This window comes from Pantoea sp. At-9b (assembly GCF_000175935.2).
In the GTDB taxonomy this organism is placed as follows: domain Bacteria; phylum Pseudomonadota; class Gammaproteobacteria; order Enterobacterales; family Enterobacteriaceae; genus Pantoea.
In genome coordinates this window covers 3,290,471-3,313,356 of the sequence record NC_014837.1, presented here as the reverse complement: position 1 = coordinate 3,313,356, position 22,886 = coordinate 3,290,471, and the positions used below count along the sequence as shown (strand labels likewise).

General features: G+C 55.1%; 24 protein-coding genes. 11 read left to right on the top strand and 13 right to left on the bottom strand.

The features are described from left to right. Positions 1-167 precede the first annotated feature (167 nt). From nrdF to PAT9B_RS15225, 5 genes are all read right to left on the bottom strand, one after another. Positions 168-1,127: a class 1b ribonucleoside-diphosphate reductase subunit beta gene (gene nrdF / locus PAT9B_RS15245; protein ID WP_041525983.1), complete on the bottom strand. Its 960-nt coding sequence runs from the start codon at positions 1,125-1,127 to the stop codon at positions 168-170. 8 nt (positions 1,128-1,135) lie between these two features. Next, on the bottom strand, positions 1,136-3,217 hold the full coding sequence (gene nrdE / locus PAT9B_RS15240; protein ID WP_041525835.1) for a class 1b ribonucleoside-diphosphate reductase subunit alpha: 2,082 nt from the start codon (positions 3,215-3,217) through the stop codon (positions 1,136-1,138). A 5-nt stretch (positions 3,218-3,222) separates the two neighbouring features. Further along, positions 3,223-3,657 carry a class Ib ribonucleoside-diphosphate reductase assembly flavoprotein NrdI gene (gene nrdI / locus PAT9B_RS15235; protein ID WP_013510174.1) on the bottom strand — a complete coding sequence of 145 codons (435 nt, stop codon included), beginning with the start codon at positions 3,655-3,657 and terminating at the stop codon, positions 3,223-3,225. A gap of 4 nt (positions 3,658-3,661) precedes the next feature. Beyond that, on the bottom strand, positions 3,662-3,904 hold the full coding sequence (locus PAT9B_RS15230) for a redoxin NrdH (RefSeq protein WP_013510173.1): 243 nt from the start codon (positions 3,902-3,904) through the stop codon (positions 3,662-3,664). Between the two features lie 365 nt (positions 3,905-4,269). Then, positions 4,270-4,584 (bottom strand): DUF883 family protein, encoded by a 315-nt coding sequence (locus tag PAT9B_RS15225; RefSeq protein WP_013510172.1) that lies wholly within the window; start codon positions 4,582-4,584, stop codon positions 4,270-4,272. 148 nt (positions 4,585-4,732) lie between these two features. Between PAT9B_RS15225 and PAT9B_RS15220 the strand changes: the two genes are divergently transcribed. The 5 genes from PAT9B_RS15220 to PAT9B_RS15200 all read left to right on the top strand — a co-directional run bounded on the left by PAT9B_RS15220 (position 4,733) and on the right by PAT9B_RS15200 (position 8,588). Next, positions 4,733-5,107, top strand: a complete 375-nt coding sequence (locus tag PAT9B_RS15220; protein ID WP_013510171.1) for a DUF2002 family protein — start codon at positions 4,733-4,735, stop codon at positions 5,105-5,107. A gap of 152 nt (positions 5,108-5,259) precedes the next feature. Further along, positions 5,260-5,598, top strand: coding sequence for a DUF2002 family protein (locus tag PAT9B_RS15215; protein WP_013510170.1), 339 nt, complete (start codon positions 5,260-5,262; stop codon positions 5,596-5,598). Positions 5,599-5,731: 133 nt separating this feature from the next. Continuing rightward, positions 5,732-7,147 (top strand): S-methylmethionine permease, encoded by a 1,416-nt coding sequence (gene mmuP, locus PAT9B_RS15210; protein WP_013510169.1) that lies wholly within the window; start codon positions 5,732-5,734, stop codon positions 7,145-7,147. Beyond that, the gene (mmuM, locus tag PAT9B_RS15205) at positions 7,137-8,072 is read left to right on the top strand and encodes a homocysteine S-methyltransferase (protein WP_013510168.1); all 936 of its coding nucleotides are present in this window, start codon (positions 7,137-7,139) and stop codon (positions 8,070-8,072) included. Before mmuP ends, mmuM begins: the two co-directional genes overlap by 11 nt. 96 nt (positions 8,073-8,168) lie before the next feature. Further along, entirely contained in the window at positions 8,169-8,588 is a 420-nt protein-coding gene (locus tag PAT9B_RS15200) for a hypothetical protein (RefSeq protein ID WP_013510167.1), read from the top strand. A gap of 21 nt (positions 8,589-8,609) precedes the next feature. Here PAT9B_RS15200 and speG read toward each other — a convergent pair whose 3' ends face one another. Continuing rightward, positions 8,610-9,155 (bottom strand): spermidine N1-acetyltransferase, encoded by a 546-nt coding sequence (speG, locus tag PAT9B_RS15195; protein WP_013510166.1) that lies wholly within the window; start codon positions 9,153-9,155, stop codon positions 8,610-8,612. A 217-nt stretch (positions 9,156-9,372) separates the two neighbouring features. On the opposite strand from speG, the gene PAT9B_RS15190 reads away from it, so the two are divergent. Genes PAT9B_RS15190 through PAT9B_RS15180 form a run of 3 tightly spaced genes read left to right on the top strand, consistent with a single transcriptional unit; the run spans position 9,373 to position 11,984 of the window. Next, on the top strand, positions 9,373-10,332 hold the full coding sequence (locus PAT9B_RS15190) for an ABC transporter substrate-binding protein (RefSeq protein WP_013510165.1): 960 nt from the start codon (positions 9,373-9,375) through the stop codon (positions 10,330-10,332). Positions 10,333-10,353: 21 nt separating this feature from the next. Then, on the top strand, positions 10,354-11,199 hold the full coding sequence (locus tag PAT9B_RS15185) for an ABC transporter permease (protein WP_013510164.1): 846 nt from the start codon (positions 10,354-10,356) through the stop codon (positions 11,197-11,199). Further along, complete coding sequence (locus tag PAT9B_RS15180) at positions 11,199-11,984, top strand: ABC transporter ATP-binding protein (protein ID WP_013510163.1); 786 nt, start codon at positions 11,199-11,201, stop codon at positions 11,982-11,984. The genes PAT9B_RS15185 and PAT9B_RS15180 overlap by 1 nt, the downstream gene beginning before the upstream one ends. A gap of 98 nt (positions 11,985-12,082) precedes the next feature. Here the strand turns inward: PAT9B_RS15180 and PAT9B_RS15175 are convergent, their stop codons facing one another. From PAT9B_RS15175 to PAT9B_RS15155, 5 genes are read right to left on the bottom strand one after another with little or no spacing between them, the layout of a single operon-like run. Further along, positions 12,083-12,760, bottom strand: coding sequence for an ABC transporter ATP-binding protein (locus tag PAT9B_RS15175; protein WP_013510162.1), 678 nt, complete (start codon positions 12,758-12,760; stop codon positions 12,083-12,085). Beyond that, entirely contained in the window at positions 12,753-13,586 is an 834-nt protein-coding gene (locus PAT9B_RS15170; RefSeq protein WP_013510161.1) for an ABC transporter ATP-binding protein, read from the bottom strand. Before PAT9B_RS15170 ends, PAT9B_RS15175 begins: the two co-directional genes overlap by 8 nt. Next, complete coding sequence (locus tag PAT9B_RS15165) at positions 13,576-14,433, bottom strand: ABC transporter permease (RefSeq protein WP_013510160.1); 858 nt, start codon at positions 14,431-14,433, stop codon at positions 13,576-13,578. Before PAT9B_RS15165 ends, PAT9B_RS15170 begins: the two co-directional genes overlap by 11 nt. Next, positions 14,430-15,482, bottom strand: a complete 1,053-nt coding sequence (locus PAT9B_RS15160) for an ABC transporter permease (protein ID WP_013510159.1) — start codon at positions 15,480-15,482, stop codon at positions 14,430-14,432. The genes PAT9B_RS15165 and PAT9B_RS15160 overlap by 4 nt, the downstream gene beginning before the upstream one ends. Then, a complete protein-coding gene (locus tag PAT9B_RS15155; protein WP_013510158.1) occupies positions 15,482-17,050 on the bottom strand; it encodes an ABC transporter substrate-binding protein in 1,569 nt (522 codons plus the stop codon). The genes PAT9B_RS15160 and PAT9B_RS15155 overlap by 1 nt, the downstream gene beginning before the upstream one ends. Before the next feature lie 711 nt (positions 17,051-17,761). Between PAT9B_RS15155 and mgtA the strand changes: the two genes are divergently transcribed. The 3 genes from mgtA to PAT9B_RS15140 all read left to right on the top strand — a co-directional run bounded on the left by mgtA (position 17,762) and on the right by PAT9B_RS15140 (position 21,723). Next, complete coding sequence (gene mgtA / locus PAT9B_RS15150) at positions 17,762-20,485, top strand: magnesium-translocating P-type ATPase (RefSeq protein ID WP_013510157.1); 2,724 nt, start codon at positions 17,762-17,764, stop codon at positions 20,483-20,485. Between the two features lie 406 nt (positions 20,486-20,891). Further along, the gene (locus tag PAT9B_RS15145; RefSeq protein ID WP_013510156.1) at positions 20,892-21,149 is read left to right on the top strand and encodes a DUF1471 domain-containing protein; all 258 of its coding nucleotides are present in this window, start codon (positions 20,892-20,894) and stop codon (positions 21,147-21,149) included. Positions 21,150-21,159: 10 nt separating this feature from the next. Then, positions 21,160-21,723, top strand: coding sequence for a TetR/AcrR family transcriptional regulator (locus PAT9B_RS15140; protein ID WP_013510155.1), 564 nt, complete (start codon positions 21,160-21,162; stop codon positions 21,721-21,723). A 9-nt stretch (positions 21,724-21,732) separates the two neighbouring features. Here PAT9B_RS15140 and PAT9B_RS15135 read toward each other — a convergent pair whose 3' ends face one another. Continuing rightward, entirely contained in the window at positions 21,733-22,389 is a 657-nt protein-coding gene (locus PAT9B_RS15135; RefSeq protein WP_013510154.1) for an epoxyqueuosine reductase QueH, read from the bottom strand. Between the two features lie 114 nt (positions 22,390-22,503). Continuing rightward, positions 22,504-22,860: a hypothetical protein gene (locus tag PAT9B_RS15130; RefSeq protein ID WP_013510153.1), complete on the bottom strand. Its 357-nt coding sequence runs from the start codon at positions 22,858-22,860 to the stop codon at positions 22,504-22,506. Positions 22,861-22,886 lie beyond the last annotated feature (26 nt).

Sequence of the window (22,886 nt, the reverse complement as noted above, 5' to 3'; positions counted from 1 at the left end):
AATTATTTGGTTGAAAGGTGATAAATCGCGCTTTAATTGGCGATATAAGGACCATAGTAATGACGATAAAATGACGGCGTGATGACGATTCAGAGGCGAAATAACGGGGAAATAACCAACAGTAGCCAGAGGAAATATCGGGCTGAGAGCAGCCCGATATGAAGCGATTAAAAGTTCCAGTCTTCGTCTTCAGTTTCGACCGCTTTCCCCATCACGTAGGAGGAGCCGGAACCGGAGAAGAAATCGTGGTTTTCATCGGCATTCGGTGACAATGCAGCGAGGATTGCCGGGTTCACCGTGGTCAGTTCTGCCGGGAACAGGGCTTCGTAACCGAGGTTCATCAGCGCCTTGTTGGCGTTGTAGTGCAGGAAGGTTTTCACCTCTTCCGCCCAGCCGACATCGGCGTACAGCGCTTCAGTGTAAACCACCTCGTTCTCGTACAGCGCCAGCAGCAGTTCGATGGCGAATTGTTGCAACTCTTCACGGCGTGCATCATCGACATTTTCCAGCGCTTTCTGGTACTTATAGCCGATGTAATAACCGTGCACCGCTTCATCGCGGATGATCAGACGAATCAAATCCGCCGTGTTGGTCAGCTTACCGCGGCTCGACCAGTACATCGGCAGCCAGAAGCCTGAATAGAACAGGAATGATTCGAGGAACACGCTGGCTATCTTCTTCTTCAGCGGGTCATCCGCGCGATAATGTTCCAGCACGATCTTCGCTTTATTTTGCAGCGCCTCGTTTTCTTCACTCCAGCGATAGGCGGCATCAACATCCGCAGTGTTACACAGGGTAGAGAAAATCGAGCTGTAGGAGCGGGCATGGACCGCTTCCATAAAGCTAACGTTAGACAGCACCGCTTCTTCATGCGGCGTCAGTGCATCTTCCATCAGCCCAGGCGCACCAATGACGTTCTGAATGGTATCCAGCAGCGTCAGGCCGGTGAACACGCGGATGGTCAGCTGTTGCTGCTGTTTATCCAGCGTCTGCCAGGCGGGCAAGTCATTGGACAATGGCACTTTTTCCGGCAGCCAGAAGTTGCTGGTCAGGCGGTTCCACACTTCGAGATCTTTCTCGTCCTGGATGCGGTTCCAGTTAATCGCTTGAATTTGATTTAGTCGCATAGTTTTCATCACAGCGCGCAGGAGACGCAGCCCTGCACCTCAGTGCCTTGAAGCGCCATCTGGCGCAGTCGAATGTAATAAAGCGTTTTGATGCCTTTCTTCCACGCGTAAATCTGGGCTTTGTTGATATCACGCGTGGTGACGTCATCACGGAAGAACAGCGTCAGAGAAAGTCCCTGATCGACATGCTGGGTCGCTTCGGCGTAGGTATCAATGATCGCTTCTGGGCCGATCTGGTACGCATCCTGATAGAAATCCAGGTTGTCGTTGGTCATAAACGGTGCCGGATAGTAAACACGTCCGGTTTTACCCTCTTTGCGAATCTCAATGCGCGACACGATCGGGTGGATGCTGGAGGTCGCGTGATTGATGTACGAGATCGAACCGGTGGGCGGAATCGCCTGAAGATTCTGGTTATACAAACCGTGCGTCATCACCGCATCGCGCAACGCCTGCCAGTCGGCCTGGCTGGGCAGGGCAATGCCAGCATCTGCAAACAGCTGCGCGACACGTGCGGTACGCGGTTGCCAGGCACGTTCGCTGTACTTATCGAAGTACGCGCCGCTGGCATAGGTAGATTTCTCGAAACCGTCAAAGCTCTGTTTACGTTCCTGCGCCAGCAGATTGGAGGTGCGCACCGCGTGATACGTAACGCAGTAGAAATAGAGATTGGTGAAATCCAGTGCCTCTGCTGAACCGTAAGCCATCCCTTCTCGTGCCAGGTAGCCATGCAGGTTCATCTGGCCGAGACCAATCGCGTGTGAACGGCGATTACCTTCTGCTACTGAGGGCACCGAGTTAATCTCGCTCATATCCGACACGGCAGTCAGGGCGCGCACCGCGACTTCCACCGTCTGCGCCAGATTACGTGAATCCATGGCATGCGCGATATTAAGCGAGCCGAGGTTACAGGAGATATCTTTGCCCACACGGCGATAGCTCAGATCGTCATGGAACTCACTGGCGCTGTTCACCTGCAAAATCTCCGAACACAGGTTGCTCATGTTGATGCGACCGGCAATCGGGTTGCTGCGATTTACGCTGTCCTCATACATGATGTAGGGATAGCCGGATTCAAACTGAATCTCCGCCAGCGTCTGGAAGAAGTCGCGTGGCTGAATAAAGGTTTTACGAATGCGATCGTCGGCCAGCATCTCATCGTAATGCTCGCTGATACTGATATCGCCAAATGCTTTGCCGTAAATACGTTCGACGTCATACGGCGAAAACAGCGCCATCTCGCGGTTTTCTTTCGCCAGGCGGAAAGTCACATCCGGGATCACCACGCCGAGTGACAGCGTTTTAATACGGATCTTCTCGTCGGCGTTTTCGCGTTTGGTATCAAGGAAGCGCAGGATATCTGGATGATGGGCATTCAGCCAGACCGCACCGGCACCCTGGCGTGCGCCCAACTGGTTGGCGTAAGAAAACGCATCTTCCAGCATTTTCATCACCGGAATCACGCCGGAAGATTGGTTCTCGATACGCTTAATCGGGGCACCGGATTCACGCAGGTTCGACAGCAGAAACGCCACGCCACCGCCGCGTTTAGAAAGCTGTAACGCGGAGTTCACCGCACGACCAATCGACTCCATATTGTCTTCGATGCGCAGCAGGAAGCAGGAAACCAGTTCACCGCGTTGCTGTTTCCCGCAGTTCAGGAAAGTGGGGGTCGCGGGCTGGAAGCGGCCACTGAGCATCTCTGCCAGCAGTTCACGTGCCAGCGCTTCGTTACCGCGTGCCAGCGTCAGCGCCACCATGCAGGCGCGCTGTTCGAAGCTTTCGAGGTAGCGTTTGCCGTCGAAGGTTTTCAGCGTGTAGCTGGTGTAGAACTTCCACGCACCGAGGAAGGTATGGAAACGAAAACCCCAGGCATCGGCTTCGTCGTGCAACTGGCACAGGAAGTTGAAATCGTACTGATTCAACACTTCGGCTTCGTAGTAGCCTTCGGCCACCAGATAGCGCAGGCGTTCCGCCGCAGAGGCGAAAGGCACGGTATTGGGTGCAACATGTTGCAGGAAGAACTGATGCGTGGCTTCGTGGTCTTTTTCGAACTGGATGCGGCCATCGGCGTCATACAGGTTCAGCATCGCGTTCAGGGCGTGGTAGTCAAGTCCTGCGCCGTTGAGGGTGTCTGTCGTTGCCAAAATTGGGTCACTCCCGCTTTTACATTAGCGATATCGTCGGGGGTTCCCATCAACTCAAAGCGGTAGAGATAGGGAACCTGACATTTCTGCGCAATGATGTCGCCCGCCAGGCAGAATCCCGCACCAAAGTTGCGGTTACCGGCAGCAATCACCCCGCGGATACCGCGTCGGTTAGCTTCATCATTGAGGAATTGGATCACTTGTCCGGGCACCGCGCCTCGGGCACTGCCGCCGCCGTAGCTTGGCACCACCAGAATATAGGGCTGGTCGATATGCAGGCGCTGCGTGCTGTCGATGGGAATCCGTCGTGCAGGCAGGCCCAGACGTGTGATAAATCGGTGCGTGTTTTCCGACTGGCTGGAAAAGTACACCAGTGGAAACATCGCCTTATCCCCCGACAGCTGCGAGTTGGCGCAGGCTGGCGATTTTATCGGGACGGAAGCCACTCCAGTGGTCATCGTGGGTCATCACCACCGGCACCTGGCGATAGCCAAGGGATTTGAGGTTGTCGATAGCTTCAGGCTGGGAATCGAGGTTAATCAGTTGGTAATCGATGCCATTACGATCCATTGCATTTTTTGTCGCGTTGCACTGGACACAGTTGTTCTTGGTGTAAATAATAATGCGCATGATTCGTATTTCCCTCTGGTTATGGTCAGGATGCGAGATACGAAGCAAAAAATCCTTTTGCTGCGAGCCTCATCCTTGCTGACATCTGGTAGCGAGCTGATGAAGCAAATACTAGATGTAGTGTTTGTGATGGTCAAGCCCACCAGATATAGGGTTTTATGATTTAGACCCTCAGAATATGCCTAAGGCCAGAGATCATGCGCCCTGGCGAGCGAAAAAAAATTTTGCACAGGGTGAGGGGAGGGCATTTAAGGCAAATTTTGCCGTGAATTTGAACAACGGCTGGATCGTCGCAGTGTCACTATGGCGGATGACAGGCACAAAAAAGCCCCGCATTTGCGAGGCGCTTTGCTGCATGCTAAGGGTTAGCGGCGGGAGACCAGCAGTGCACCAATCACCAGACCGACAGCGGCACCAATGCCGACACCGTACCACGGCTTGTCATGCACATAGGCATCAACCTGATAGCTCGCATCGCGTGCGGCCTGGGAAACGCGGTTGTTGCCATTCAGCTTAGCGCGCGTCTGTTTCAGCAGCGACTGTGCTTTACTGCGCGCGTTATCCACTTCATCTTTGGCTTCGCTGCCATAGGATTTCAATAATGCTTCCAGCGAATCAGCCAGTTCGTTCACATCCTGATTGATATCAGTGGCTTCGTTTTTAGTGGTTCGATTAAACATTTTTCGCTCCCTTTACGTTAAACGTCAGACTTAGTGTAGACGAATCGCGATCAAACGCAGATTTTCTCCTGGTTTTCGGGACAATTCCGGATGCCCCGTTTTTTGCCGCTGTGTAAAGTTGCGCCACTTTTATAACAGAGGAACAATCATGTATTTACGACCGGATGAGGTAGCGAGCGTACTGGAAAAAGTAGGCTTCGAAGTGGATACCCTTACCACCAAAATCTTTGGTTATCGTCGCGGCGAAGACTACGTCTACGTTAACCGCGAAGCGCGCATGGGGCGCACCGCACTCGTCATTCACCCGACACTGAGAGAGCGCAGCCTTAGTTTCGCTGAACCGGCTTTAGAGATGAAAACCTGCGATCATTACACGCAGTTTCCGCTCTATCTGGCGGGAGAGACCGAGGAGCATTATGGTATCGCCCATGGTTTTACCTCACGTGCTTCGCTGAAGCGCTATTTGCAGTGCATTTACGGTGGTTCAGGCGCGTTGCGGGAATCCGTAGCGACCCAGGGTTAAACATTTTTCGCTCCCTTTAAATTAAAACGTAATACTTAATGCAGACGGGTTGTCAGTGGTGGCAGTTTTTCACCTGGCTTTATGGAAAATTCCGAATGCCTTGTGCAGCACGGCTGTTGTAAGGTTGCGAGGCGAAGAAGAGAGGAGCAAGCATGTATTTACGACCGGATGAGGTAGCGCGCGTACTGGAAAAAGCAGGGTTCGAAATGGATACCCTTACGCCCAAAATCTATGGTTATCGTCGTGGCGACAATTATGTCTACGTCAACCGTGAAGCCCGTATGGGGCGCACGGCCCTGATCATCCACCCCACGCTGAAAGAGAAAAGTCTGAACTTTGCCGAACCGGCATCAGAAATGAAAACCTGCGATCACTATACGCAGTTTCCTCTCTATCTGGCAGGCGATAGCCAGGAGCATTACGGTATCCCGCATGGCTTTAGTTCACGCATCGCGCTGGAACGCTATCTGCAAGGCGTGTTTGGCGCCTGACACTGTGCCCCGCCTGCGCGGGGCCGCATCCACCCGACAAAATCCTTACCTTTTGCCACGTTGCATTTCGCCGCGCTGGCGCGTATAACCCTGTGTCCATGTAGATGTTTAGACGTCCATATGGATAAAAATAATGCAAAGCGAGCAAAATCCTCCGCAGGAAAATTTTAAGCGCACCATGAAGGTACGCCATCTGGTGATGTTGTCACTGGGCGGCGTGATCGGCACCGGTCTGTTTTTTAATACCGGTTATATCATCTCAACCACCGGTGCGGCCGGTACGCTGCTGGCGTATCTGATCGGTGCGCTGGTGGTGTGGCTGGTGATGGTCTGCCTGGGCGAGCTGGCGGTGGCGATGCCGGAAACCGGTGCGTTCCACGTTTATGCGGCACGCTACCTGAGTCCCGCCACCGGTTATACCGTGGCCTGGCTGTACTGGCTCACCTGGACTGTCGCGCTGGGTTCCAGTCTGACGGCCGCCGGATTCTGTATGCAATACTGGTTCCCCACCATCCCGGTGTGGGTCTGGTGCCTGGTGTTCTGTATCGCTATCTATCTGCTGAATATTGTCTCAACGCGTTTCTTCGCCGAGGGCGAATTCTGGTTCTCGATCATCAAGGTGATCACCATTGTCGCCTTTATTATTCTCGGTGCCGGGGCGATGTTTGGTTTTATCCCGATGAAGGATGGCAGCGCCGCGCCTGGCTTGCATAACCTTACCGCCTCCGGCTGGTTGCCGCATGGCACGCTGCCGATTCTGATGACGATGGTCGCGGTCAACTTTGCTTTCTCAGGCACCGAGTTGATTGGTATTGCGGCCGGTGAAACCGAGCAGCCGCAAAAAGCCCTGCCGCTGGCGATCCGTACCACGGTCGCGCGCCTGATTGTGTTCTTTATCGGCACGGTGTTGGTGCTGGCGGCGCTGATCCCTATGGATCAGGCCGGGATCGTGAAAAGCCCGTTTGTGCTGGTATTCGAGAAGATCGGTATTCCGTGGGCAGCCGATATCTTCAACTTTGTGATTCTCACCGCGATTCTGTCGGCAGCGAACTCCGGCCTGTACGCCTCGGGTCGTATGCTGTGGTCGCTGGCCAATGAAAACACCCTGCCGCGCTGCTTCGCCCGCGTGAATCGTCGTGGCATCCCGGTGCGGGCGATTACCATCAGCATGATTGGTGGCCTGCTGGCGCTGTTCTCCAGCGTGATTGCGCCGGATACCGTGTTCGTTGCGCTGTCAGCGATTTCCGGTTTTGCCGTGGTGGCGGTGTGGCTCAGTATCTGCGCATCTCACTTTATGTTCCGTCGTCATCATTTGCAGCAGGGCGGTTCGCTGAAAGATCTGGTGTATCGTGCGCCACTTTACCCACTGACGCCGATTCTCGGCTTTCTGCTGTGCCTGCTGGCATGTGTTGGTCTGGCTTTCGACCCGTCACAGCGCATTGCGTTGTGGTGCGGGATTCCGTTTGTTCTCTTCTGCTATGCCGCATACCATGTCACGCAACGACGTAAATCATCCCTGAAGGCTGAGGAGGCCAACGATGTGGCGTAACCCGGTAGCGCAGGCGCTATCCCAAACCGATACCCTGATCCTTGATGGTGCGCTGGCAACCGAGCTGGAAGCGCGTGGCTGTAATCTGGCTGACACGCTCTGGTCGGCCAAGGTGTTGATGGAAAACCCTGAACTGATCTATCAGGTGCACTACGACTATTTTGCCGCCGGTGCCCATTGCGCCATTACCGCCAGCTATCAGGCCACACCGCAGGGCTTCGCGCAACGCGGCCTCGATGAAGCCCAGTCCCGGGCGTTGATTCAGCAGAGCGCGGCGCTGGCACAGCGTGCGCGTGATGATTATCGTGCGGCGTCTGGCACAAACGCTCCGTTGCTGGTGGCCGGGTCAATTGGCCCCTACGGCGCTTTTCTTGCGAATGGCGCGGAATACCGGGGTGATTACGCGTTACCGGCAGCGGAAATGAAAGCCTTCCATCGTCCCCGGGTCGCCGCGTTGCTGGAGGCCGGGGTCGATCTGCTGGCATGTGAAACCTTGCCATCATTCGCCGAAGCGCAGGCGCTGGTCAGCCTGCTGGCAGAGTTTCCGGACAGCAGTGCCTGGTTCTCCTTCACGCTACGCGATGCAAACCACATCAGCGATGGCACACCGCTGAGCACAGTTGCGGCGTTGCTCAACGCATCACCCCAGGTGGTGGCGGTAGGGATCAACTGTGTTGCGCTGGAGAACGTAACGCCCGCACTGCGTTCCTTGCAGGCGCTGTGTACGCAGCCGCTGCTGGTGTATCCCAACTCCGGTGAGCAATACGATGCCACCAGCAAAACCTGGCATTCAGCCCCGTCAGGTTGCACGTTGCATGACAAATTCCCTGAATGGCAGCAGGCAGGTGCCCGCCTGATTGGCGGTTGTTGCCGCACCACGCCACAGGATATCGCGGCGATTGCTGCCTGTTGTCAACCGCAATAAAGCGCAGAAAAGCGCCACTGATAGCGCGATTGAGGCGAGTGAAAAGGGCGGAAGGGCAGTTTAGACTGTTCCTTCTGACCCTGAAGCGGACCTGCTATGAACCTGCGACATCTCCTTCCTGCCTGTGCGCTGCTGTTAAGCGGCTGTGCGACCATTGTTGGCACCGAAACGCAATCGGTACGAATTGACTCCGTGCCGCAGGGCGCGCGTTTTACCGTGCAGGATGAGACCGGTCATGCGGTGGCGCAGGGCTTTACCCCGCAGTTCGTCGAACTGGCGAAATCCACCGGCAGTTATTTTGGCAAAAAACATTATCAGGTGATGCTGGAGAAGCCGGGCTATGTGCCGTTGACGATGCCGATCGAGGGCAGTGCCAATCTGTGGTATCTGCTGGGCAATATTCCGCTGCTCGGTTTCCCGGGTTGGCTGCTGGTCGATCCCTTCTACGGCGGCATGTATGACCTGAAGCCAGCCAACCCCAAACCTTTCCTCAACCCGGTGGGTGCACGCGGTTAATGTTGGCCGCCAATCGTGTCGCTACTGCGCGGTTGGCTGCACCATCGCCCCTGGCGTTTTATGTTGCGCCAGGTATTGTTGCTGAAAGATGCACATACGAATGGTGTTGCGGTACGCACCGTTGATGAAAAACTCGTGTTTTAGCACCCCCTCCACCTCAAAACCCAGCTTGGTATAGATGTGGATGGCCTTCTCATTCTCCTGGTCGACAATCAGGTAGAGCTTGTAGAGATTCAACACGGAAAATCCGTAATCCATCGCCAGTTTTGCGGCCTGGCTCGCCAGCCCTTTGCCCTGATGCGCCGGATCGATGATGATCTGAAACTCAGCGCGGCGATGGACGTGATTAATCTCGACCAGCTCCACCAGCCCGGCTTTCTGCCCATCATGCTCAACCACGAAACGACGCTCGGTCTGATCATGAATATGTTTGTTGTACAGGTCCGAAAGCTCGACAAACGCTTCGTATGGCTCCTCGAACCAGTAACGCATCACGCTGGCGTTGTTATCTAACTGATGCACAAAATGCAGATCTTCCCGCTCCAGCGGACGCAATTTCACCGTCATACGGCATTCCTTCTTCAACTGAGATGTGCCGAGTATAGCTGCACCAAAGTGGTTATTACGCCTGGATGCTTGCTCTGCGACGGTGCAGCGCATTTTCGGATCATCAGCGTGCGCCACCGCACAGACTCAATTTCCTTTCTGGCACAGCCATTGCTTTGCTTGTATAGATAAGCCTATACAACTGTTGTTTTTCATCACCTTTTGACAGGAGTGGAAGATGGGTAAGCCAGTGCAACATGCAGTTCGTGCGTTAACCGTGGCAGTGATATTAGGAGGCGTGCTCAGCGCCCAGGCGGCCGACACCAAAGTGGCGATAGGGATTTCCGGCTGGACCGGATTCGCACCGCTGACTCTGGCCGAAAAAGCCGGAATCTTCAAAAAACACGGCCTGGATGTCGATGTCAAAATGATCCCGCAAAGCAGCCGTCATCTGGCAGTGGCTTCCGGCACCATCCAGTGTGCTGCCACCACGGTGGAAACCTATATTTCGTGGAATGCGGCCGGTGTGCCGATCAAACAGATCGTCCAGCTGGATAAATCTTACGGGGCTGACGGTCTGGCCACCCGTAGCGATATCACCAGCATCAAAGATCTGAAAGGCAAAACCGTTGCTGTTGATGCGCCCGGGACATCACCTTACTTCTTGCTGGCGTGGATGCTGGATAAAAATGGCCTGACGATGAAAGACGTCCACCTGGCGACGATGGCACCGCAGGCGGCGGCACAGTCGTTCGCTGCCGGGCAAAACGACGCGGCGGTGACCTATGAACCTTATCTATCGGTAATCCGTAACCAGCCGAAATCCGGCAAAATCCTTGCCACCACCCTCGACTACCCAATGGTGATGGATACCCTCGGCTGTACACCAACGTTCCTGAAAGAGCACCCGCAGGCGGCGAAAGCGCTGGTGGCAAGCTATTACGATGCGCTGGAGATGATCAAACAACAACCGGATAAGTCGAACGAAATCATGGGTGCTGCGGTGAAATCCACCGGCAAAGAGTTTGCCGAGTCCGCCAGCTACCTGCGCTGGGCGGGACCGGAAGAGAACAAAAAATTCTTTAACGGTGAAATCGAAAGCTTCAGCGATGAAGCGGGCAAGCTGCTGTTACGTGCAGGCGTGATCAAGAAAATGCCGGATGTGAAGAGCCTGTACGACGCCAGCTTTGTGCAGTAATCAGGGAGACAGGAGATGGAGATGAGTAAAAGCCAACCCGTAACGCCGCCTGAGGCACTGCCGGATGCGCCACGTCGCTGGCACAATCCGCTGATGGTGCCGTTAAAAGCGATCTCAACCCGGCTGCGTATTGGTCTCGGTGTGGCGTTCTTTGTGCTGTTTGTCGCGGTGTGGGCACTGGTGACGTTCAGTGGCATGGTTTCGCCCACTTTCCTGGCCGATCCCATCACCATGCTGGAGCAGGGCGTATCGCTGTTCACCGAATATAATTTCTCGCTGGATATCGGTATGACGGTGATGCGCGTACTGGCCGGATTCCTGCTGGCAGCGCTGATTGGTGTGCCGCTCGGCATCATGATGGGCGCGTACAAAATGTGGGAAGCCTTTCTCGAACCCTTTGTCTCCTTCTGCCGTTATCTGCCAGCATCGGCCTTTGTGCCGTTGCTGATCCTGTGGGCCGGTATTGGTGAGATGCAGAAGATCCTCGTCATCTTTATCGGCTCCTTTTTCCAGATTGTGTTGATGGTGGCCGTCACCGTCAGCAGCGCCCGGCGTGATTTGGTCGAAGCGGCCTATACGCTGGGTTGTAGCAATCGCTCGATCGTGCGCCGGGTGTTGATCCCCGGCGCCGCGCCAGGCATTGCAGAACTGTTGCGGTTGGTGCTGGGCTGGGCCTGGACTTATGTGATCGTCGCGGAGTTGATCGGATCGGAAAGCGGTATCGGCCATATGATCGTCGACAGCCAGGCGCTATTGAATACCGGGCAAATTATCTTTGGCATCATCGTGATTGGTTGCATCGGTCTGGTGTCGGATTATCTGTTCAAAGTCGCCAACCGGCGCTTGTTTGCATGGAGTAACCTGTGATGAAACACAGCAAGCTGAATGTACGCGGGGTGGAGCGCGTATTTACCGGGCCGAAAGGCGAACAAACGCAGGCGCTGCAACCGATTCACTATCAGGTGGAAGAGAATGATTTCATTACCATTCTCGGGCCGTCCGGCTGTGGTAAATCGACACTGTTGCGTATTATCGCCGGGCTGGATACCCCGACGCGCGGAGAAATCTGGCTCGATGGGCAACCGGTAGATGGCCCGGGTGCGGACCGTGGCATGGTGTTTCAGAGCTACACGCTGTTTCCGTGGCTGACGGTGGAAGAAAATATTCGCTTCGGCCTGCGTGAACGTGGCCTGAGTGCCGCGCAGCAGAAAGAACGCAGCGATTATTATATCCAGCAGGTGGGCCTGCGCGGTTTCGCGCAACACTATCCGCGCCAGCTATCGGGTGGGATGCAACAGCGTACCGCGATTGCGCGCGCGCTGGCTAACGATCCCAAAGTCCTGCTGATGGATGAGCCATTCGGGGCACTGGATAATCAGACGCGCGTGATGATGCAGGAGCTGCTGCTGTCGGTGTGGGAGCAATCGCGTAAGACGGTGCTGTTTGTGACTCACGACATCGATGAAGCGATTTTTATGGCGAATAAGGTGGCGATTTTCAGCGCCAGGCCGGGGCGCATCAAGCAGGAAGTGGCGGTGAATTTTAACAGTGGGCGTGATTACACCATCAAAACCTCACCGGAGTTTATGACGCTGAAGGCGGAGATAACCGAGTCGATTCGTAGCGAAACGCTGCAAACCATGGCGCATTAATGGATTGCGTGATGCATCCACCCGTAGCGGCGCGATTTATCGCGCGGTTTTAACCGCTCTGCGCGATAAATCGCGCCGCTACGGGAGTGTGCGACCATTTAGGCACTTAACTGTTCAACAATCCGCCCCTGAGCCATACGCACCGCGCGGTCGCACATATGATCGATAACATCAGGATCGTGGCTTACCAGCACCATCGTCAGCCCGTCATCACGCTTCAGATCGTTTAACAGATTGAGGATCTCCGCCTGTACCGACATATCCAGCGCGGAGGTCGGCTCATCCAGCAGCAGGATCTTTGGCTGCAACAGCAGGGCGCGCACGATCGCCACGCGCTGGCGCTGACCGCCGGACAACTGATGCGGATAGCGATCGGCTAACGCCGGATCGAGACCGACATGCCGAAAACCTTCGTTGATACGATCGTCGATATTATCCTGTTTCAGCATCTTCAGTGGCTCGGCCAGCGTGCGGCGCAGCCGGTGACGTGGATGCAGTGACGCGTAGGGGTCCTGAAACACCATTTGCACATCACGACGTAACTGGCCGGTAAATGGCTTGCCTGGCTGCACGTGGGTGCCTGCCAGCGCCATGCTGCCTGACCAGTGTGGGTTCAGTCCGGCGATCACCCACAATAACGACGACTTGCCGCAGCCTGATGGCCCCACCAGGCCAAAACATTCGCCCGCTTTCACGTTCAGGGTGACGTCATGCACCACGGTACGCAGCTCGTAGCCCTGCTTATGCGACACGCTCAGGTTGGATAACTCAATCATGGTTCTGCTCCAGAGCGGCACGATCCAGTACCGGCAGTGCGGTGCCGTGGGTGGCTTTGCTCGGTCGGCAGGCCCACAGCGTGCGGGTATAAGGATGGCTGGCGTGGGACAACGCCGCCGCAGGCAGCGTGTCCAGCAGTTTGCCTTTGTACATCACCATCACCCGTTCGCAGTGCTCTGATACCTGTTGCAGATCGTGGCTGATCAGCAGTAGCCCCATATTGCGTTGTTCCACCAGACGACGAATCAGCGCCAGCACCTGATCGCGCATGGCGTGATCGAGCGCTGAGGTGGGTTCATCGGCGATCAGCAGTTCAGGATCGGTGATAAGGGCAATCGCCAGCATCACGCGCTGCCCCATACCGCCGGAGAGCTGATGAGGATAACGCTTCATCAACTGGCGTGGATCGGGCAACCCCACCGCATCCAGCATCTCGCACACCTTCTCTTTGCGCTCGGCACGGCTCAGACGATGATGCAGCACCAGCGGCTCCTCCACCTGCCAGCCGATGGTGCGCGTCGGGTTGAGTGCATATTTCGGGTCCTGCATCACCATCGCCACTTTGCTACCGCGCAGTCGGCTCCAGTCACGCTCCCGCATATGTAGTGCATCCTCCCCGACCACCTGCAAACGTTCCGCCTGCAAATGTAACGACGGTGCCAGCAGGCCCATCAGGGTGCGGGCGGTGAGGGATTTGCCTGAGCCGGACTCGCCGACCAGCGCCACACGTTCACGCCCCAGCTGCAAGTGGATGTTGTCGACCAGCAAGGCATCATCGCTACGAATGGTCAGGCCCTGGGCATCAATTAACAGATTATTTGGCATGACGGGTATCCAGTTGATCGCGCAGGCCGTCGCCTGTCAGGTTAAACGCCAGGCTGGCAAGCAAAATAGCCCCGCCGGGTGCAGCGGCGACCCACCATTGGTCGAAAATCACTTTACTGCCTTCCGCTACCATCGATCCCCATTCTGCGGTCGGCGGCTGTACCCCCATCCCGAGGAAACCCAAACCGGCAGCGGAAAGAATGATGCCACCAAGGCTCAGCGCGGCACGCACCACCGCCGTGGGTAGGCAGAGTGGCAGGATATGGCCAAACATCAGGCGCAGGCCGGTGATGCCTTGCATACGTGCGGCGGCGAGATAATCGCTGCGGCGCAATGCCAGAGTCTCAGCACGCGCCTGACGGGCAAATGGCGGCCAACTGGTGAGTGCTAACGCCAGCGCACCGTTCATCAGACCGGGGCCAAGCATGGCGACAAACGCCAGTGCGATCACCAGGTTAGGCAGCGAAAGAAAGATATCGGTAATGCGCATCAAAACGCGTTCGGTCCAGCCGCCAACATAACCGGCGGTGATACCGACCAACAGGCCAACCGGAATAGTCAGCACCAGAATCAATGTTACCAGCATCAGCGTTGGGCGGGTGCCATAAATCACGCGCGACAGCAGATCGCGACCAAAACCATCGGTGCCGAACCAGTGGGCGGCGGAGGGCGGCAGCAAGCGCATGCCGATGGTTTGCACATTGGGATCGTCAGGGGCCAGCAGCGGGGCAAAAATCGCCATCACCAGCAGAATGGCGATTAACGTCAGGCCAATGCTGAGCGAGGTGATGCGGCGACGGCTGCGGCGCGGGCGCAAAGTTTCCAGTTCAGAGAGTTGTTGAGTCATCGGGTTCTCGGATCGGTTAACCAGGTCAGGGCGTCGGCCACGGCGTTGAGCAGGATAAAGCAGCTGCCAATCAGCAAGGTGGCGCCGAGAATCGCCGGAACATCGGCGGAGAACAGGGCATTGGTCATATAGCGTCCCACCCCCGGCCAGGCAAAAACGGTTTCCGTCAGCACTGAACCTTCCAGCAAGGTGGCGTAAGAGAGGGCGATAACGGTGATCAGCGTGCCCAGCACATTGGGAAAAATATGGCGCAGCAGAATACGCGTGCGGCCAGCACCTTTGGCGCGTGCCAGGATGACATACTCCTTGCTGCTCTCTTCCAGTAGCGCAGCACGCAACAGACGCGTAATGCCCGCCATCGCCAGCAGGCCAAGGATCACCACCGGCAGCCAGATATGGGCAATGGCGTTGCGGAACATCTCCGCATCGCCCGACAGCCAGCTATCAATCAGCACAAAGCCCGTTTTCGGCTCCAGCGTATAAATCCAGATATCATCTAACTGCCCCGGCCCGGCAGACCAGTGCAGCACGGCATAAAACAACAGCAGACCCAGCAGGCCGAGCCAGAACACCGGCACCGAGTAGCCGAGTAGCGAAATAAAACGCGCCACGTTGTCAATGATGCTGCCCGGCTTCCATGCGGCCAGCAGCGCCAGCGCCACGCCGAACACGGCGGCAAAAATCATCGAACAGGTCGCCAGCTCAATGGTGGCCGGGAAGGTGCGCATCAGGTCGGCACTCACCGGCTGATTGGTCAGATGCGACAGCCCAAGATTACCCTGCGCCAGCTGGCTGATATAGCGCCAGAACTGCACCAACACCGGTTGATCGAGGCCGAGATCGTGACGTACCTGCGCATAGGTGGCTTCACTGGCGTGATCGCCGGCGATCTGCTGCACCGGGTCGACCGGCGACAGGTGCGACAGCATAAAGGTAAACGCTAACAGGCCGACCAACGTCACCAGCAGCGACAGCAGGCTGGTGAGCAGGCGGCTGGTGCGTTGCCAGAGTGGCCGGGCGAACCCGGCCTGTGGGGCTGACGCCGCCATTACTTGGTGACCTGTGAGTAATACACCATATCCGGGTTGATACCCTGCACATAGCCTTTCAGGTTATCGCGTAACGCAATCAGGTTACGTGCCTGCAAGCCAATCACATACGGTGAGTTCTTCAACACTTCACGCTGCATCGCCTGGTACAGCTCAACACGTTTGTTGTTGTCGCTCTCGGCGGTGGCCGCCAGGGTTTGTTTGCTTAACTCCGGGATGTGCCAGTCGGAACGGTAAGCGATGGTTTTGCTACCATCTTCCGGGTTGTAAGCGAAAGAAGCGGCGTTGGTGTTGGGATCGAAGTAGTCGGCACCCCAGGCATTCAGTGTGGCCTGATACTGATGCGCTTTCACTTTGGTGGAGACTTCAGAGCTGAGGCCCGGCTGGACTTCAACTTTCACGCCACCTTTGGCAAAGCTGCCCTGCAACGCTTGCGCGATGTCGAGATACGGCGGCTGGTTGCTGGTGGAGAGGGTAAAGCTGACGTTAGTCAGACCGGCTTTCTTCAGAATCGCTTTGGCTTTTTCCGGATCGTAGCTGTACGGGGTATCGTTCAGCGCGCCGAGGAAACCTTTCGGCAGGAAAGTCTGATGCACCTCGAACTGACCTTTCAGCAGATCGTTAGCGATACCTTTATAGTCGAACAGGTAACGTGCCGCTTCCCACAGGGCCGGGTTTTTCAGTACCGGATCGCTACCGACGTTGAACTGGATGTAGTACAGCGAGGCCATCGGGATTGCTTCGGTTTTGACGCCTGCTTTGCCTTTCAGCGCGGCGATTTGGTCAGCGCCAAGATTACGTGCGATATCCACATCGCCCTGTTCCAGCAGCAGACGACGGGCAGCCGGTTCCGGCACGTTTTTAATCAGGATATTTTTCAGTTTCGGCGCGCCAGCCGGAGAGGTTGGGTTAGCCGTCAGCAACACCACTTCATGCAGTACCACTTTGCGAATCTGATACGGACCGCTGCCTGCGGAGTTCGTCGCCAGCCAGCCATTGCCGAAGTCGCCATTTTTCTCGTGCGCCTGCGCCGTTTTCTCATCAACAATTGAGGATACCGGTGCCGAGAGCAGGCTCAACACGTAAGCCGGGCTGACGTTGGCGCTCCAGCTGATTTTGACGTGGTTATCGTCAACCTTGGTCAGGAAACTGTCGACGTTGTCTTTGTTCCAGCCCAACTGGGTCAGGATAAAGGAAGGATCGAGGTTCAGTTTCACCACGCGGCCCAAGGAGAAGATCACATCTTCCGGGCGCAGCGGATTACCGCTGGAGAATTTCGCGTCTTTGCGCAGTGCAAAGGTCAGGCTGCGGTTGTCGCTACCCGGTTGCCACGAGGTGGCGAGCGTCGGTTGCAGTTCGGTTGGATTCTGCGGGTTAGACTGGACCAGACGTTGATAAAGGTTAGTAAACGCTTGTACCGTGGTCAGTTCAAACCCTTTCGCCGGGTCAAAGCTGTCGGCATCGTCAGTGGATTGGGCAATCACCAGCGTATCTTTCGGCGTGGCAGCTTGAGTGGTGAAAGCGGCTACCATCGATAACGCCAGCAGGGAGGGGATTATTTTTTTCATGTGATTTCCTTGCCTTATAAAAAGTAACGCGAGTTTACGAAAGCGCTGTCATGAAGAATAGTCAATTATCGGCTATGCATATGCCTGATTGTTCTAAGCCTAACGTTACGGTTATAAGGAGGTTAATGGATTTGCGAAACCTTAACATTTGGCGGCAGGGATCTCCGGCAATTTACAACGGAAATTAAACGGAAATCGATGGCCGGATAATTAACTTTACAATGCGCAGGCCGGGAATATAATGGCCGCAACTTCAAACAGGAGAATTCAGTTGGACAGTCACCCTTATTTAGCATTACACAAGGCAAGCTGACGCACGAATTCTTTTGTTGCTGCTTGCCGGCGTCGGCGGGCAGCAATCCTCTCTCATTTCTGACGATTGTTCCCCTTATGTAGATTTGGTACGGGCTAACGCTCGGGGATTAACGTCATGCATATGATTTTACACGCACTTTTCCCTCCACCTCGGTGCGCACACTGATCTTCAGTGTGCTGAGTTTTGCTGCGCCTGTCGTGCACAGCCCCACATCTTAACGTTCTGCTTCTTGCCTGCCAGGCAGGTGAGTTATTTATTGTTTATTTCCGGGAGGATATATGAAAAATCCCGACAGGTTGTTTTTTTCTAAATAACGCATAGCCGTTAATTTGCCCCCCAATAATGCATGCCTGACATGCAGGGATATTTATTGCCGTAAAAAGAGGAATGTCACGATGACTGACATGAAACTCAATAATGAAAAAAGTGTGCTGAACTTTGCACGTCCGCCGCGCCAGAAAACGCCTCGCTATCTGATTGAAGAAGAAGCGGCTTTCACCGTGAATGAAACCTTGGCACGTATGCACAGCGATGCACAGGGGCTGAGTGACAGCGAAGCCGAAGCGCGCCTTGCGGTGTTTGGCCACAATCAGGTGGCACATGACAAAGCACCACCGGCGTTGGTGCAGTTGGTACAGGCATTCAACAATCCGTTTATTTATGTCCTGATGGTGCTGGCCCTGGTGAGTTTCTTCACCGATTTCTGGCTGCCCGCTCGTCGCGGTGAGGAGACCGATCTGACCGGCGTGATCATCATTGTGACGATGGTGACGTTGAGCGGTTTACTGCGCTTCTGGCAGGAGTTCCGCACCAATAAAGCCGCCCAGGCGCTGAAATCGATGGTGCGTACCACCGCCACGGTGCAGCGGCGTGAATCGGCACAGCAACCCGCCCGCAAACAGGAAGTGGATATCACCACGCTGGTGCCGGGGGACATTATCTGGCTGTCTGCCGGGGATCTGGTGCCAGCCGATGTGCGTCTGCTGGATTCACGCGATTTGTTTATCAGCCAGGCGATTTTGACCGGCGAATCGCTGCCGGTGGAAAAATATGATGTCACCGGTAATGTGGCGAGCAAAAGCAGCAGCGAAAATCAGCAGGGCGCATCCTTGCTAGAGCTGGGTAGCATCTGCCTGATGGGGACCAACGTCTCCAGCGGTACCGCCAAAGCGGTGGTGGTGGCAACCGGTGAAGAAACCTATTTTGGCAGCCTGGCGAAATCCATTGTGGGCAATCGCACACAAACCGCCTTTGACCGGGGAGTAAATAGCGTCAGTTGGTTATTGATTCGCTTTATGCTGGTGATGGTGCCAGTGGTGTTGCTGATTAATGGCCTGACCAAAGGTGACTGGCTGGATGCCACCCTGTTTGCGCTGGCGGTCGCGGTTGGTCTGACGCCGGAAATGTTGCCGATGATCGTCAGCTCGAACCTGGCGAAAGGGGCGATCGCCATGTCGCGCCGCAAAGTGATTGTGAAACGCCTGAACGCGATTCAGAACCTGGGCGCAATGGATATCCTGTGTACCGACAAAACCGGCACACTGACCCAGGACAACATCATTCTGGAGCACCACCTGGATTGTGCAGGTGTAGAGAACTCGCGCGTGTTGATGCTGAGCTGGTTGAACAGCCACTACCAGAGCAGCACGCCTAACCTGATGGATCGCGCGATCCTGCGTTACGGTGAAACCCGCGTCAGCCATGCGGTGGCTGATTATTACAGCAAAGTGGATGAGTTACCGTTTGATTTTGTCCGTCGCCGTGTATCCGTGGTGGTGGGCGACCGCCGTCTCGGCCAGCAGTTGCTGATCTGTAAAGGCGCGGTAGAAGAGATGCTGAGTATTTCCGTCGCTGAACGTGAAGGTAAACTGATCCAGCCGCTTAATGAAACCCGCCGTGCGGAGCTGCTGGCGCTGGCACATCAATATAACCAACAAGGGTTTCGCGTTTTGCTGGTGGCCAGCCGTGTACTACCCGAACCGGGCCTGCAACAGGCATTGAGCGTGGCCGATGAACAGGGGCTGACGGTGGAAGGGTTGCTGACCTTCCTCGATCCGCCGAAGGAGAGTGCGGCAAAAGCGATCACCGCGCTTCAGGAGAATGGTGTTAGCGTTAAAGTGCTGACCGGGGATAACCCGGTGGTCACCGCGCGTATCTGCCAGCAGGTGGGGATCGACTGTGGCACCATTATCACGGGTGATGATATCGCTGCCATGAATGATGAGCAGCTGGCAGCGGTAGCGGTACGTAGCGCTGTGTTTGCCAAACTGTCGCCGTTACAAAAATCGCGCATTCTGCGTGCCTTGCAGCAGCAGGATCATACCGTGGGCTTTCTTGGTGATGGTATCAATGATGCCCCGGCGCTGCGTGATGCCGATGTCGGGATCTCAGTGGACAGTGCCGCAGATATCGCGAAGGAGTCCTCTGATATCATTCTGCTGGAAAAAGATTTGATGGTGTTGGAAGCCGGGGTGATGAAGGGGCGTGAAACCTTCGGCAATATCATTAAGTACCTCAACATGACCGCCAGCTCTAACTTTGGCAACGTGTTCTCGGTACTGGTGGCAAGTGCGTTTATTCCGTTCCTGCCGATGCTGGCGATTCATTTGTTGATTCAGAACCTGATGTATGACGTCTCGCAGCTGGCACTGCCGTGGGACAAAATGGACCGCGAATTCCTGCGTAAACCGCGTAAATGGGATGCGCGCAACATCAAACGTTTTATGTTGTGGATTGGGCCGACATCCTCGATCTTCGACATCACGACCTTTGCGGTGATGTGGTATGTGTTCGCCGCTAACTCTCCGGCTATGCAGTCGCTGTTCCAGTCCGGTTGGTTTGTTGAGGGATTGCTGTCGCAGACATTGGTGGTGCATATGCTGCGTACCCAAAAGATCCCGTTTATTCAGAGTCGCGCAGCGTTACCCGTGCTGCTTACAACGGCCGGTGTGATGCTGGCAGGGATATTGCTGCCGTTCTCACCGTTGGGCGCGATGGTGGGATTGGTCCCGTTGCCGTGGGCCTATTTCCCCTGGCTGGTCGCGACCTTACTGGGTTATTGCCTGGTGGCTCAGGGGATGAAAACCCTCTATATCAAACGTTTTGGTCAGTGGTTTTAAACCCAGGGAGGCATGATGCGCAAACTGGATAAAGTGGTATGCCATTGCCTCATCATCATGGTGGTGATTGTGTTGTTAACCGTGGTGATGCGCTAACGAATTTAACCATTTGGGCTGTTAACAAAGCAGCGTTTTCGCGAGAAACGCTGCTTTTTTTTGCTGTACATCGGGAAGGCTTGACACGATTTGATTGTACGTCAGTACGGTTTGCGGAGATTTTGGCTGCATCGCTGCGCTTCAGGGTGTATTTTTGGGTTTTAATGCTGTGATTTGTACGCTGTACGGTAAATTTTATGGATTAAATCATTCAATTTTAGTGAATAAGTTTGTCAGTAGGGCGGGGTTATGTTTGCCCCAAGGCCGCTCTACCATGCGCTCCAACATTTCCCTGTTAATTGGAGCAAACATGAAAAATATCCTTGTGAAAATGATGATGGTAGGCGCGCTGGCTGCAGTCAGTGCCTCTTCGCTGGCGGCGACGGAAGTTATGACGCCGGGTACACAGCAGGTGGTTGGGCATATCAGCGCCAGTGGTGCCCGTAATCTGGACGAGCTGGTGGCTGCACTGGCGCAGAAAGCTGACCGTGCAGGTGCATCGGCATTCCACATCACTTCCGCCAACGGTAAGAACACCTTTTCTGGCACTGCCGAGCTGCTGAAATAAGGTGAATCCCATGTCAGGTGACGGAAAAAGGGCCGTGCGTGCCGGGGGCGAACAGAAGCGTGAGGCCATTTTGCATCATGCGGCGATGATCATCCGCCAGGAAGGGTTACATGCCTGCACCCATCGTGCGGTGGCAGAGGCTTGTGCGATTTCACCTGGCACCGTCACCTATCATTTTAAAAATTTGGATGAGCTGCATGCGGCAGTGATTGAACGGGCGGTGGAAAGCTTTACGCGACAAACGCGCGCATGGTTTTGCACCATGGCAGCCAGCCCCGTCGCGCAACAGTTGACTCAATTTCTCTTCTGGACGCTGGATGAACGTGAAAGGCTGATTTGCGAGTATGCGTTGTTTGTCGCGGCGGTATCGCGCCCACGTCTGCGCCAGGCGGCGGCGGCGTGGATTGCCAGCCATCAGCATATTTTACAGCAGCAGTTTGCATTGACGACGCAGCAGGCCGAGGCTGCTGTGGCGTTTACCGATGCCTGGCTGCTGCGTTCCATCATTGAGGAAGGCGTGAAACCGGATGCGGCGATGGTAGAACGCTTTTTCGCCAGCATCCTGCAACATTAATCTGCGGCTTTATTCATCCGGCTGGTAATACTGCACGCCAATTTCAATGCGTTCGCGGCCGCTGGCTACGCGGTGGCGATTGGTGTCGCGCAATGAATAGATGCAGCCACAATATTCTTGCTGATAAAAACGCTCACGTTTGCTGATCTCAATCATGCGCGCCGAACCACCACCTTTACGCCAGTTAAATTCCCAGTACAACATGTCGGGATAGCGCGCTGCGGCACGCACCCCGCAATCGTTGATTTGCTGCATGTTTTTCCAGCGGGAAATACCCAAAGAACTGGTGATTACCGGAAAACCGTGTTCATGTGCGTACAGCGCCGTGCGTTCAAAACGCATATCGAAACACATGGTACAGCGGACGCCGCGTTCCGGTTCCCACTCCATACCACGGGCGCGCTCGAACCAATTATCTTTATCATAATCCGCGTCGACAAAAGGGACGCCAAACTGCTCGGCGAAGCGGATATTTTCCTCTTTGCGCAGTTCATATTCTTTCAGCGGATGAATGTTCGGATTGTAGAAGAAAATGGTGTAGTCGATACCGGAAGCCAGCATCGCCTCCATGACTTCCCCCGAACAGGGCGCGCAGCAGGAGTGCAGCAGCACTTTATTGTGGCCATTCGGCAACGGCAGGGATTGACGGGTGAATGTGTCTGACATAAGCGTGATTAATGGTTATGGCTGGAAAACGCCAGTGTAAGCGCTATGAGGGCTGGATGCAAAAAGCGAGGTTTTACCGATAAAAAAGGCCGCGTTAGCGGCCTCAGATAGTGCTTATTCGGTCACTTTTTTCTTCAGTTCGCTGGCACCTTCTTTGGTTTTGTTCCAGCCTTTTTGCGCACCTTCTTTGGTGGCATCAACACCTTTTTCGGTGCCTTCTTTGGTTTTGTGCCAAGCTTTTTGCGTACCTTCGCTGGCTTTACTGCTCAGGCTATCGCTCTTGCCTTCCGCGGCATGTTTGGACTTGAGCTTCAACTCTGCGCCCTGATCCTGAGCTTGATGCAGTTTCTCTTTAGCCGTGTTTGCGCCAGCCTGCGCATTGGCCACATCGTTATCTGTTGCGTGTGTGGTAGCGGCAAACGCCGAGGAAGCCAGCAGAAATGTTGATAAAGCGATAATTGTCTTTTTCATGAATATTCCCTCATCAAAGTCATCAA